The following is a 12,912-nucleotide window of genomic DNA, read 5'->3' as shown; positions in this document are numbered from 1 at the left end:
TTTTTGAGCAGACTGCTTTTTCAACATGCTCCCTTCTATTATAAGGGAACCACTACATCATTGACTATTTTTTCAAATCCTCAATGGAGTTTACGTTCTTCATATATGTCGGGACAACTAGCCCCATTCGAAGACCTTTCATACTTGTACCAAGGTCATCATATTTTCCTTTAAACTTCGCTGCATACGTTTTATGCGTATTTGGCAGCCAAGCGGATAATGATGCATCCGCACTTCCGGTTGCAATTGCTGTCCACATCGGACCTGCTTCAACCTGAGTCAAAGTTACTTTAAACCCGAGTTCACGCAATACTTCTGCTGCAACATTGGTACTTGCAATCTCACTATCCCATGCAACGTAGGCAAGATTCACTTTTCCACCATTCGACTTTTTCACGCCTTTTGTCCATTTCGCTACTTGGTCTTTATGTTTTTTCACATATTTTAAGGCGGCATCCTTTGGTTTCACACCATCTTGGATATCAATCATGACTTCGCCCATGTCATCTTGAGACCATTTAAACTGACTAAGCATTTTAGCTGCTTCCGGCTGATCCTTCGCAAAGCCTTTACGTGAAATCGTATGAATTTCTTCCGCTTCACCGTAAGATTTTTTTGGATCATCTAAATATTTTAAATCATAGCGGGAAAACATCCAGTGTGGATTCCAGCCAGTGATAATGATTGGTTTTTTACGGTCGTATGATTTTTTGAGCGTTGCCGTCATGGCTGCACTTGATGCAGACACAACCGTCCAATCCTCTAAGCCATAATCCTTTTTGGCCTGATCGGTTAGAGCCATAATACCTGAACCCGGATCAATCCCAATAATCGTTTTATTGACCTGCTGTGCTGCACTTGCATTTGAATCCGATTGTGCACCGCAAGCGGCTAGTAAAAAGACGAGCAGGGCGGTCATCCCAATGTAGAGAGACTTTTTCCACATTAAGCATTCCCCCTGGTTTTTTTCGTTTTAATATTTTGTGTAATACGGTCGAGTGTAATCGCCACAATAACAATGGCAATACCTGCTTCAAAACCAATACCTGTTTTCAGCTGCGTTACCGCACTATATACTTCTGAACCAAGTCCTGGTGCACCTACCATTGCCGCAATAACGACCATGGATAGAGCCAGCATGATACTTTGGTTAATACCAGCTAAGATGGTTTTTGTTGCAAGTGGAAGCTGAACTTTGAATAAACGCTGGAATGTCGTTGAACCAAAAGCTTCAGTTGCTTCAATTAAATCCGCTGGTACTTGTTTAATACCGAGAATGGTCATACGAATCGTTGGCGGCATGGAGAAAATAACCGATGCCACAACCCCAGGAACAACCCCAATGTTAAAGAAAAAGATCGCTGGTAATAGATAAACGAATGCAGGCATTGTCTGCATTAAATCTAAAATAGGTGTCACAATTTTACGCACAGTTTCCTTCTGTGATGCCCAAATACCGATCGGAACCCCGATCACGATAGAAATGACCACAGCGGTCAGAACGAGCGCAAGTGTTTGAAGCATTGGATGCCAGTAGCCTAAATAGTCGATCAGTAAAAATCCAATAAGTGTGAAAAGAGCAACTCCTCTTGTACTGATCCACCAAGCAATGCCGGCAAAGATAAGGGTTAAAATAATGGATGGAATGACGCCAAGTGCAGCTACAATTCCATTTACTGTTCCAGCTAATCCATTTGTGATGCCATCAAAGAAACCACCAAACGTTAATGTTAACCAGTCAACAAATCGATCGATATAATCCGCGAACGGAATTCTAGGTAAATCACTCATACTAAACATCTTATTCTACCTCCTGTGCAGAAGGCTCTTGTGTCTTAATTTCCTCTAGCTTGTTAGAAGACATGTTGATATATTCATCATTACCTGATAATGCACCAATCAATGCACCTCTGACCACAATGCCCTTCATTCTGTTTTTCTCATCTACAACTGCAATTGGAATGTTTGCCGCATCAGACACTGCATCAAAGATTTCTGTTAAATACGTTGATTCCAATACTGTGGTAAATTCTTTATCAAGAACAGTTTCAAGCGACGCTCCCGTTTCTGCTGCTTTTTTCGCTGCTTGTGCAGAAATAACACCTAATAAATGCTTTTTCTTATCTACTGCATAGATAGACGAAATCCCAAGGTTTTTCATGAGCGTAAGCGCAACACGTGCCCCTTTATCGATCTGAACTGTTTCTGCACGTTTCATAATATGACCAGCGGTTAATACTTTAGAAAGGTCAACATCTTCAACGAAGCGTTCAACATATTCATTCGATGGGTTCATCAGAATTTCTTCTGGTGTTCCGATTTGAACGATATTTCCGTCCTTCATGAGTACAATGCGGTCACCAATACGAAGCGCTTCATCTAAATCATGGGTAATGAAAATGATCGTTTTTCCTACAGATGTATGAAGCTCAAGCAATTCATCCTGCATATCTTTACGAATTAATGGATCTAGTGCGCTGAATGCTTCATCCATTAATAAAATGTCAGGGTCATTTGCTAACGCACGTGCCAATCCAACACGCTGCTGCATACCACCACTTAATTGATTTGGGTATTGCTCTTCAAAGCCTTCAAGTCCAACAAGCTTTAAAGATTCAAGCGCTTTTGATCTGCGCTCTTCTTTATCTACACCTTGCAATTCAAGACCATACTCTGTGTTCTCAAGAATTGTACGGTGCGGGAACAATGCGAAGTTTTGGAAAACCATGCTGATCTTTTTCCGTCTGACTTCACGCAATTGATCCTTTGACATATTTGTTATCATATCCCCATCAATATATATTTCACCGGAGGTTGGTTCGATTAACCTGTTTAGCATCCGCACAAGTGTGGACTTTCCGCTCCCTGATAGCCCCATGATGACAAATATCTCGCCGTCATAAACATCAAAATTTGCTCGATTGACACCAACAGTTGCGCCGGTCTCTTTTAGGATTTCTCTTTTTGTTTTCCCTTTTTCAAGCATTTGAGATGCTTTTTTAGCATTTTTACCGAAAATTTTAGATACATTATTTATCTTGATTTTGATATTTCTCTCTTCAGAATTCATATTTTCCCTCCAAATTAGCATCTTTATAACCGTAACATAAGCGTTATGATGCGAACAATCTTTAGAATTCGCTTATTTCCCCACAATATGTATGAATTCCATATAGAGGTCTGGTCATTAGAGTTTATACGCCGTATTACTCGTAAATCCTATAGAATGCTTCATAAACTACATATTTTACGGGGTATTTCCTCTCATCAGACAATATTTTACTGGAAATTCCTAATTATGCTAAAAAATAAGTCGAATCCTCGTTATAGCGGTTTTTTGAATCATGGGCGAACCATTCCCCTGAACAGGATTTACCCGAAAATGGTCACATAAAAACCTTTTTTCTCAAATTTTATTTAAATTCATAAAAAAACTGCCTGCAACTTTAGTTACAGACAGCTTGTTTTTTTAGGACTCCAGGGCAGCCCGCTTAATATTATCTTGAAGCTCAAGCATACGTTTTGTTCCATCTTCGCGTAATCGCTTGTTCTCTTCTTCGATCTGTTTCGTCTCTTTCATCCCTTGTACAATTGTATTAAAGGAAGATTCGATCGTTTCAATGTCGATGCTTGGACGGCCAGATAATTTGGCAATCTCCACACTTTGACTTGAAATGTTTTCAGCATTTCGTTTCAGCATTTCATTTGTTCTTCTATCCAGCTCACTCATAGAATCAGCCACAAGCTTTTGTCTCTTCGCTGTAACAGCTTGAATGATCCCATTTTTGAAAATTGGAATCGTGATGATGAAGGCAGAGTTGATCTTCCCGATTAATTTCGTATTCCCGCGCTGAAGCAAACGGATTTGCGGTGCTGTTTGAAGCGCCACCATTCTTGCCATATCAAGGTCATACACACGCTCTTCAAGCGCTTGAATGCCATTACGAAGCGTATCAAGCTCCATCTGCGCAAGCTGGTTTCCACTAGCTGCTTTTTCTTCATATGAAGGAACCAATTGCTTTAATTCTTCGATTTTCATTTGACCGGCCACGACATACTTTTCAAGCTCCATATAGTATTGAATGTTATGCTCATACATTTCTTCAAGCGTCACAGTCGATTTGGTCATTTCATCTTTATATTTACTAATTTCTACATTAATTTTTTCAATCTCTGCACCGAGGGTTTGATATTTACTAAAAATCTTTTCGATCATGCTGCCGCCGCGCTTAAAGATTTTTGACAACAAACCACCCTTCGGTTCGTCAAAATCATTTTTATCAAAGCGATCCATAATCTTGCCAAGCTGCGTCAGCATTGTTCCTGAGTCAGTGACACTTGTTGAACGCATCATTGAAAGGATACGATCAGAGAACTTAGAGATTTCAACGGCCGGCTGTTTTCCGTATTCAAGAAGTTCAAGCTGATTTTTCGCATCGATCTGTCTCGCAATATTTTGCACTTCTGGTTCATTTCGAAGCTGAACGCGAATATCGTCTGCCTTCTCAATCGTGATTTCCTCTTTATCAATTGAAATGATGTCATTTCCGTTTGTATTTGTCATAAGCTTTGATCTCCTTATCGGTTTTTAATGGATTGAAATAACTTTCTAACGATGGACGGCTCTTTAAACTCCTGGTTCATGACCATCTCATCAAGCCAATGGGTATCAAATAATTGGTCATCGATATACCGTTCGATACACTGATATCCCGCCGGATGATATACGAAGAGATCCACACCCATTTCATTTAGGAAAATCAGGGCGGCCGCATCAGAGCGAGTCAGCTCACCATTATATTCCGTATGGTATAAAATCACTTTCGGTACGGTTTGTGCGTAATCAAAGGTTTGAATCAGTTCAATGAGATCCTGGCTTAAATGCAGAACCTGCTTGAATAAATAAATACGGACATCTAATTCGGTTTCATTGCCTTCTTTTAATAGCTTCGGATGCTGACAGATTCGAGATATCGCCTCTGCAATCGCACGCTGCGTACCCTCATATAGATGAGAAAACTGCCACACATTGCTTTTCATTAATAAGTCAGGATCAATCTCTCCAGCAGAAGAAAGTGCATGCTGATAATGAAATTGATAATTCGATGTCACTTCTTTCGTAAAAGGAAAATGGCGAATGGTCTTCGTCTCTTTCCCTTCCATTAACGTGTGAATGCGATCCCAGTATTCACGCTTGTCTCGTGTGACACCCATCATTTTCGCAAAGAGATTTGGAATCTGTATCGTGTCCCGGTCTGCTTTGAAATTGGGGCGGATAAAGGATCGTTCCTTTGCAATTAAAAACAGCTCATCATACGTGGTCTTGAGTGTAATGGAATGAGGAGTATGATCTCTGAATTGCCACGGCTTATAGAGCATTGAATCTTCCGTGTGAAGCACCTCTTCAAGCTCTCTTGTCGAGCGGTACGCCACCGTTGATTTCCTCTCAGGCTTTTCAGCAGGGAACGGCTCAAGCTTTGAAGTTCCCGGGTACTGATCAATAAAAGTCAGCTTTTCTTCTGGATCTAATTCGCGGAACGAATCCTTGCCTTCTGGATGAAATAGGACAACATCACAGCCAATCAGCATGACATAGTAAAGAAAATAAAGCTGACTTTTATTCGCCTCTCCATACCAAATAACAGCCGGCATTTTTTCTTCGATATTGACTTCCTTCAGCCATGGACCTAGATGATTATTTGAAAACTTCACAACATCCAGCAGGACCCGGCGGAAATCAGGATGCTGAAATCCACCCTCGTGCAGCTGCTTGAAATGCTCAAACACCTTGATCAATGAAAGACGGATATGCCGGTTCATCACAGGGTTTGGATGGCGTACAATCAGCTGTTCACCATCTAAAAAAGCCACAAAGCGATTTACGGACAATCCCTTTTCTTCTTGGTTAATCAAATGAATACGCTGCAGTGCTTGAAAATGCTCCGGCTCAATATGGCGATTGAGTGTTTCACTTAAAATATGCATGCCGTCTGTTTCGTATAATTCATGTAAATAAATAAAATAATCGGTTGCATCATGCGGAGTTCCAAGGACCCGGGCGGCGAGACGCGGCAAGGACAACGTATGCTCGTCCTTTACATAACCGTCTCTTTCAGGGAGCGGCTTTTTCAGCACGTTTTTCCAGGCTTCCTGCTCCGCCCGTGTATGGGTGACATTGATTTCTTTATAACTCACGCCGCTCCTTCCTTTCTCCTATATTTTCTCGAAAGCTACTACTATCATATCATTCAGCCTTCTACTTCTGCTATCGAATCGAAGGCTTTTTTACGTTCATCATATGCTTGATGACACAAGCGGTGATTTCATCTGCTGCGGCCATGCCAGATGCTGCTGTCGGCTCAAGTTCTGGATGAAAGCCGAGAACTTCTCCATGTCTTGGGGCAAAGCCCATATCTGACTGACGAATGAGCCTCGCATCTAACAGGGAATCACCCGCACCATAGACGTATTCTAGCTGCAGCCTGTCCTTTAGAAAAGCAACAGCATCCCACTTATTAAGCGGCTGGGGAATAAAATAAAGCTTCCGTCCCTGAAGAGAAACCTGCCAGCCTCTCTTCTCGCCCCACAGCTTCAATTCAGCAAGCGGAATGTGAGATAGATACTCCTCTTTCATAATCAAATAAAGGAATCTTCCCTCTGCTGTACGGGTACGCTTCACCCATGCCGCAACTGGAAGCTCGGAGATCGCCCTCAGCATCTCTCTGACTGGCATACACTCCCTAAGTCTCTCATCAACAATGGCCTGCCAATCCTCAAGCGGCTTGCCATGATGAAGAATACAGCCCCCGTTTGTTGTGACAGCATACTCCGGTTTAAGCTCTTGCTCAAAGAAAGTGATTCGTTCATACTGTGCAGTTGTTCTTGTCGTCACTGGAATGAACCAGCCTGATTGATGAATCGTCTGCAAAGATTTTTTCGTTTTAACAGACATATAGGAAAGCGGCCGTTCGTCCAGCACCTCAACTAAATCGTACTCTCCTTCATACGCATACTGCTCAAGCACTCGATGTGAGTAAATCAGCGTCCGGTCTAAATCACTGGCAAATGCATATGTCTTCATGACGTTTGCTCCAGCGGACGAATTAATCCACAGCACGTGTAGGACATATTGGCATATTCAATGACAGGAACACCTCTGTCCTCAGCCAAAAGCAAAATATGCTTCAGCTTCTCCTGAGATCCAGGCTGAATTAAGATTTTCCACGGGATTCTTCTAAGCAGCACGCGGGTCGTCTCACCAACACCCGGCTTAATCAAATGGGTATTTTCAATTTGAAACTCCTGACCGATTGCTTCAATGGATGCCATTCCCCGCCAATCTGCCGGCGTCCCCTGCGTAAGGATGGTTTCTGCTTTCTCTTGTACATTTGGTTCAAGGCTGGAAAATGCTTCTTCAATCGTATCCACATACAGATTGGACACATCCTCATCGAGCAGCTCTTTATAATACTTTGCCCCATGGAAATCATCGGCATTGATCCAGCGGTTGTTTAGTACCGTACGACTGACAAGTCCAGACACCGTCGAATTCAGGCAGGCACTTGGAATGAGAAAGTCCTCTCTCGTTCCGTATACATGTGTACAATAGCCGGGGTCTGCCAGCACAGCCAGCTCACTCGAGAGACGTACACCATACTTTTTTTCAAAATCAAAAACAGCTTTTTGGAGCTCTTTCGAAATCGCACCTTTTCCAGTCCATCCATCGATAAAAGCAATTTCAAAACCTGGATGTTCTTTCAGCATATAATGCAGTGCATTCTCGTCTATTCCGCGGTCGCGAATAATAGAGATGCTGTAATGAGGCAGATCGACACCATACGTCTTTCGAATATATCGTTTGATCAGCACCCCGATCGGTGTCCCCGCACGCGCCAAACTGCAAAGCACGGTTTGGAAGCCTCGCTTCTTCACAATCTGTTCTGCTACAACAGCTACTGCTTCTGCTACCTTTTCCTTACTTTCTTCAAGAGATTGATAGAATAAAGTCATATAAGATGCCGTTGGTTTGTACTCAATTGGCAGCATTTCTGAATAATGTGCACCGCTCTGAATTGAACGCTCCCGCTCTTCTGTACTTTTCTCCATCTCAATAGAGGATAAATCTTTGAGTAAGAAGGTTACATCCTGCTCTGGATAGCTCCCCATCTTTGTATACACATTAGCCATTCACCTTCACCTCGTCTGATAAAGTCACAATATGCACATGCTTCACATGCCGCTCAGCAAATAAGTGAACAAGCGGAAGCAATGCCTCCTGAGAAACCTTTTTCTCAAAAAAGAGAAATACATCATCATATTCACCTTTTGGAATGTTGTACACGTAGTGCTGAATTCGGGCATCCTCTGGATTCATAAAGGTAAACCCATTTTGGACAGCGTATCCATCCTTTTCGACTGGGTGAATAGGACTTCTCGTTGTTGAATGAAAGAGAACACCTTGCCCCATGTGTGCAGACAGTCTCATCGGCACATACATCAGCTCACCTGTCCCTAAGCAGAGTGTTTGTTTTCCTTTGCGTTCCTGCCGCAGCCTCAATCCCGCTTCAGCAGCTGCTTGGTCGAGCGCTTCCGTATCTGCTGCCTTTAAACCAAAACGGCCCGTTTCATGTATATATGGCGAATGACCCGCCGAATTCGCTGCATGAGAAAATGAATACGGCACTTGCTTAAAGAAAGATTGAAGAGAGTGAAAAGAGAGACTTGGCTGATTCTCTTGCTCCGCAATCTCATACGAATAAGCTGGCTCATCGAGCGTTTTGCCTCGAAAAATCATCTGCCCTTTTAATAAAGACAATGATGTAATGTGAATTCCAAGCTCTTCTTCAAGCTGGCACATGGCTTTCTCATGCTCCTCCGTCCGCCAGTCCAAAATGGAAAGAATGGTATAAGAATGCCTCGGGTACTTTGCATGAAGGTCACGAATGATGTTGATATTTGTACGGCCTGTCGTGACTTCATCATCTACTAACACGATGGGGCGGTCTGTGCGAAGTAATGCTTCGTCTGCATAACAAAGCTGATCTGTTGCATGCGAATGTTCTTCTTCAAATACCAATGACGGATCAAGACCCAGCAGCTGTTCACGTGTCGTATGAATGTATGATGCGCCTTCTATCACATCATACACACCATGTCCAAGGGCTGTTGCCGTTTCCGCAAAGCCGATGACGACAGGCACATTGCCAGCTGAAAGCTTTTCTTCTTTGAGTGTTTCATAGGCTGCCGTTAACACCGTGTGATCATCCGTCTTGAGTGCCTCGACGATAAGATCTTGGTGCGGGGGCGTCTTTCCCGTTTGCGCTTTGGCATATGCCATCGCTAAAAGACCCGAGACAAGAAGCGGTTTTACTGGATGAACAGGAATATGCTTTCCAAGCACCTTACTAACGAATAAAAAGGCTCTTTTTTTGTTCACCCTTGCCGCCATCTCAAAAAGATGCTCTTTTTCCAGCTGGAGCGCACCTTCTTTGAGGTCAAGCTCAACCTCCATATGTTCCAAGATGTTCAGCGTATGCCGCTTCTGATTCTGTGAGTATGTCGATATAGCTTCTATTTTCATGAAACACCCCGTAAATGTCTGACTTAATTAATATGTGCTCTGCCCACCTGTAATGGGGCTTCGTTTCATTCATCTTATTAGAAAAGGCACTCTTCATCACGCCAACTGTACCGTCAGCATGTTCCAGAATGCTTAATGCATCCAAGTACTCTTCCTTTGTCACAACGTACATGCTTTGCACTGGCTTGAGATGTGTTGGATGGATCACTGTCTTTCCATGTATGCCGTTGGCTACATCGAGTCTTGTCTCTTTGAGTAAACCTTGTACGTCATCGAATTCAGATAAGGACAGCTCACCGCCCTTAGAAAGCGCACGGATGAATGGTTTTTGTTCCTTTCGCGCAGAGCCAAAATGCTCCCATACAGCACCTGATACAACAAAGGAACGGCCAAAATAATTGATAATATCTGTGATCAAATCAGCAATCAATCTGATTTCATAAATGGTGGTGTCGCGATCACGGCGAATGCCATATAGGCCGCAAAGATCCGTTGCCCCAATACGAATATTCAAAATATATTCTTCATCATTCAGCATGATCTGCTTTAACTCAGACAGCACCGTATATCTTGTTTCTTTTTCTAATAAATCGGGTGTTTCCAAAATGGGCATACCGTACAGCGTTGTCTTCGTTTGTGCGGACGCCTGTTTCAAGCTGTCCAAATAATCCTTCGCATTATGAATAGAACACTTTGGAAATACAAAACCCGTCAATAAACGAAGAGATGAACCAAGCAAAGCTGCCATTTTGAGCAGCTGCTTCGGCGAACGAACCCGGATAAATAAAAGCGGCATTTGTTCAGCCATTTCAGGTGTATGCGTTAATTTGTCCGACAGTTTGGCGAGTTGTACCACTAGATTCTGTTCAGCCATTTCCACTTCTTGATCACCGATGGCATCCTCTAAACAAAATACAACAGAGCAAAGCGCTTCATATTTCTGCGACAGCAGCATGTCTGCTATATCCTGTCTTGTCGCAGGCATATACAAAGTAGCACCTAATGCATGCGCAAGTACGTGCCTTGGCGTCATCAAATGCATCGCCCCCGGCCGTTTGAAAAAAATATCGCGCTGCCTCGCCTCTGATAAAAACTCAAAATACCGCATGCTGTGCCACCTCCTGTTGTTGAGAGAAATCGAACAAATGACTTGATGATTCAAAAAAGGATGGAGCCGCTAATCAACTCCATTCCTTTTTGATCGTCCTATTCTTCTTTTGAAGCCGCAGCTTCGTTTGTCACTTCTTGATGTTTCTTCTTATTGATTTTATGAACAATAAACGTTCCGATAAATGCTAGGATAATAATCGCAAAGAATACAAGATGCGGGATTTCAATGTGAGCAGCACTCAAGCCCATTTTGATCGCAATGATCCCGATGAGAATAAACGCTGTATTCTCGAGCTCTGGAATACGGTCAATGAGAACAAGGAATAACTGCGCGACTGTACGCATCATGAGAATTCCAAGCATTCCGCCTAATAGTAGAATCCATACTTCCTCAGATACAGCGAATGCTGCAAGAATACTATCAACCGAGAAGGCAAGGTCCATAATTTCAACAGAAATAACGGTTGCCCAGAACACACCAAAGACACGAACCATCCAGCCTTCTTTTTTCAGTTCCTTCGCTTCATCATCGCCGTCACCTAACCAGAAGTGCTTAATAACAAGCCATGCTAAGTAAGCAGCTCCGAGGACCTTAATCCACCAGAACTTAATAAGCAGCATTCCTACGCCAATGAATAGAAAACGGAAGAAATAAGCGCCAATTAATCCGTAGGTTAATGCCTTTTTACGCTGCTTTTCTGGTAAATGTTTCACCATTACAGCTAATACAAGTGCGTTATCTGCAGATAACAATCCTTCAAGCACGACAAGCGTCCCAATAAGCCCCCAAGAGACAGGGTCTGTTAATACCTCTGCCCACATATGCCAATCAAAAAACGAGGCATATGTATCCAACATATGTTTCAAAATGTCCAACTGGTTTTCCTCCTATAAGTGTAGAAGCATCAGCAGGCTTTCGCCTGCTGCTATTCTTGATCGCTGTTTCTTTCTCACTTAGGAAAGGCCCTCATATGAGCTTTTGACAGCACCTCTTGAATTGATTTGTTTCTCTTATTTACACTTCTAACCCATAATTTTGACAAAGAGCTGCAAGTCCGCCAGAGAATCCGCTTCCGATCGCGTTAAACTTCCAATCACTTCCGTGTCGGTACAATTCACATACCACAACAGCTGTTTCAATTGAGAAGTCTTCGCCTAAATCGAAGCGAATCAATTCTTCCCCGCCCTCTTCATTTACAACACGAACAAATGCATTAGAGACTTGTCCAAAATTTTGGCTGCGCGCCTCTGCATCATGGATCGTAACTGTAATTCCGATACGATCAATGTTAGCAGGAATTTTCGAGAAATCAACGAGAATTTGCTCGTCGTCTCCATCTCCTTCACCCGTCCGGTTATCACCTGTATGAGTGACACTGCCGCTCGGATGCTGAAGGTTATTATAGAACACAAAATCTGTATCTTGCTGACAACGATTGTTTGCATCCACCAAGAAAGCCGAAGCGTCCAAATCAAATTCGGCTCCGCCAGAATATTTATTCGTATCCCAGCCAAGACCGATCATCACTTTCGTCAGCCCTGGGTTGGTTTTGGTTAAATCGACACGTTGTCCTTTTGAAAGCTGAATCGCCATATTCGTATCTCTCCTGTCTTTGAAAATAGGAAGTTATCGTTATCCGATATCTAAGCCAAAGTCCGTTGCAATGCGGGCAAGACCGCCTTGATAGCCTGATCCGACAGCTGAGAATTTCCATTCCCCGCCATGACGGTATAATTCACCTACAATAATGGCTGTCTCAATTGAGAAATCCTCCGCCAAATCGTAGCGAATGAGTTCTTCATTCGATGCTGCATTTAAAATACGTACATATGCGTTAGACACTTGTCCGAAATTTTGACTGCGTGCTTCTGCATCATGAATCGTAATGACAAATGAAATCTTCTCAATACTTGCTGGTACAGCTGCAAGGTCAACATTGACCTGCTCGTCATCTCCGTCCCCTTCGCCAGTGCGGTTATCGCCTGTATGTACGACACTTCCGCCTCCGCCAGTTGTTTGGTTGTAAAAGACAAAGTCAGATGGAGAGCTTGCTTTACCTGCCGCATCTAAAAGGAATACACTTGCGTCTAGATCAAAGTCATGTCCGCCGTCATACTTATTGACGTCCCAGCCAAGACCGACGACTACTTTTGTTAAACCCGGATTCGTTTTTGTTAAATCAATTTTTTGACCTTTCGCTAAAGAAATTCCCACTAGGAAC

The 12,912-nt window shown here is 42.9% G+C and carries 12 protein-coding genes; all 12 read right to left on the bottom strand.

Translation table 11 applies throughout. The features are described 5' to 3' along the window. Positions 1-64: 64 nt before the first annotated feature. Positions 65-946: a glycine betaine ABC transporter substrate-binding protein gene (locus MHB66_RS01700; RefSeq protein ID WP_034283229.1), complete on the bottom strand. Its 882-nt coding sequence runs from the start codon at positions 944-946 to the stop codon at positions 65-67. Then, on the bottom strand, positions 946-1,791 hold the full coding sequence (opuAB, locus tag MHB66_RS01695; protein ID WP_034283343.1) for a glycine/proline betaine ABC transporter permease subunit OpuAB: 846 nt from the start codon (positions 1,789-1,791) through the stop codon (positions 946-948). Before opuAB ends, MHB66_RS01700 begins: the two co-directional genes overlap by 1 nt. Before the next feature lie 10 nt (positions 1,792-1,801). Next, positions 1,802-3,070: a glycine/proline betaine ABC transporter ATP-binding protein OpuAA gene (gene opuAA, locus MHB66_RS01690; protein ID WP_034283228.1), complete on the bottom strand. Its 1,269-nt coding sequence runs from the start codon at positions 3,068-3,070 to the stop codon at positions 1,802-1,804. Between the two features lie 399 nt (positions 3,071-3,469). Beyond that, positions 3,470-4,564: a toxic anion resistance protein gene (locus MHB66_RS01685; protein WP_034283225.1), complete on the bottom strand. Its 1,095-nt coding sequence runs from the start codon at positions 4,562-4,564 to the stop codon at positions 3,470-3,472. 14 nt (positions 4,565-4,578) lie between these two features. Next, entirely contained in the window at positions 4,579-6,195 is a 1,617-nt protein-coding gene (locus tag MHB66_RS01680) for a YceG family protein (protein ID WP_041116552.1), read from the bottom strand. A 70-nt stretch (positions 6,196-6,265) separates the two neighbouring features. Continuing rightward, on the bottom strand, positions 6,266-7,081 hold the full coding sequence (locus tag MHB66_RS01675; RefSeq protein ID WP_046313747.1) for an HAD family hydrolase: 816 nt from the start codon (positions 7,079-7,081) through the stop codon (positions 6,266-6,268). Continuing rightward, on the bottom strand, positions 7,078-8,187 hold the full coding sequence (locus tag MHB66_RS01670) for a cysteine protease StiP family protein (protein WP_046313744.1): 1,110 nt from the start codon (positions 8,185-8,187) through the stop codon (positions 7,078-7,080). Before MHB66_RS01670 ends, MHB66_RS01675 begins: the two co-directional genes overlap by 4 nt. Next, positions 8,180-9,511 carry a phosphoribosyltransferase family protein gene (locus tag MHB66_RS01665; RefSeq protein ID WP_046313743.1) on the bottom strand — a complete coding sequence of 444 codons (1,332 nt, stop codon included), beginning with the start codon at positions 9,509-9,511 and terminating at the stop codon, positions 8,180-8,182. The genes MHB66_RS01670 and MHB66_RS01665 overlap by 8 nt, the downstream gene beginning before the upstream one ends. After that, complete coding sequence (locus MHB66_RS01660; protein WP_034283217.1) at positions 9,501-10,688, bottom strand: HpcH/HpaI aldolase/citrate lyase family protein; 1,188 nt, start codon at positions 10,686-10,688, stop codon at positions 9,501-9,503. Before MHB66_RS01660 ends, MHB66_RS01665 begins: the two co-directional genes overlap by 11 nt. A gap of 98 nt (positions 10,689-10,786) precedes the next feature. Then, a complete protein-coding gene (locus MHB66_RS01655; protein WP_034283214.1) occupies positions 10,787-11,566 on the bottom strand; it encodes a TerC family protein in 780 nt (259 codons plus the stop codon). Positions 11,567-11,705: 139 nt separating this feature from the next. Further along, positions 11,706-12,284, bottom strand: a complete 579-nt coding sequence (locus MHB66_RS01650) for a TerD family protein (RefSeq protein ID WP_007498343.1) — start codon at positions 12,282-12,284, stop codon at positions 11,706-11,708. A 39-nt stretch (positions 12,285-12,323) separates the two neighbouring features. Further along, positions 12,324-12,905 carry a TerD family protein gene (locus MHB66_RS01645; RefSeq protein WP_039176267.1) on the bottom strand — a complete coding sequence of 194 codons (582 nt, stop codon included), beginning with the start codon at positions 12,903-12,905 and terminating at the stop codon, positions 12,324-12,326. Between the last annotated feature and the right edge of the window lie 7 nt (positions 12,906-12,912).

Source organism: Bacillus sp. FSL L8-0167 (assembly GCF_038630295.1).
GTDB lineage: Bacteria > Bacillota > Bacilli > Bacillales > Bacillaceae > Bacillus > Bacillus safensis.
The sequence above is the reverse complement of the archived record's forward strand: the minus strand, read 5'-3'. Positions and strand labels throughout refer to the sequence as shown.

Excerpts from the sequence above, each read along its gene's own strand:
- MHB66_RS01670 (WP_046313744.1), bottom strand. The coding sequence starts at position 8,187 with ATGGCTAATGTGTATACAAAGATGGGGAGCTATCCAGAGCAGGATGTA.
- MHB66_RS01675 (WP_046313747.1), bottom strand. The coding sequence starts at position 7,081 with ATGAAGACATATGCATTTGCCAGTGATTTAGACCGGACGCTGATTTAC.
- MHB66_RS01685 (WP_034283225.1), bottom strand. The coding sequence starts at position 4,564 with ATGACAAATACAAACGGAAATGACATCATTTCAATTGATAAAGAGGAA.
- opuAB (WP_034283343.1), bottom strand. The coding sequence starts at position 1,791 with ATGAGTGATTTACCTAGAATTCCGTTCGCGGATTATATCGATCGATTT.
- MHB66_RS01650 (WP_007498343.1), bottom strand. The coding sequence starts at position 12,284 with ATGGCGATTCAGCTTTCAAAAGGACAACGTGTCGATTTAACCAAAACC.
- MHB66_RS01700 (WP_034283229.1), bottom strand. The coding sequence starts at position 946 with ATGTGGAAAAAGTCTCTCTACATTGGGATGACCGCCCTGCTCGTCTTT.
- opuAA (WP_034283228.1), bottom strand. The coding sequence starts at position 3,070 with ATGAATTCTGAAGAGAGAAATATCAAAATCAAGATAAATAATGTATCT.
- MHB66_RS01665 (WP_046313743.1), bottom strand. The coding sequence starts at position 9,511 with ATGGAGGTTGAGCTTGACCTCAAAGAAGGTGCGCTCCAGCTGGAAAAA.
- MHB66_RS01660 (WP_034283217.1), bottom strand. The coding sequence starts at position 10,688 with ATGCGGTATTTTGAGTTTTTATCAGAGGCGAGGCAGCGCGATATTTTT.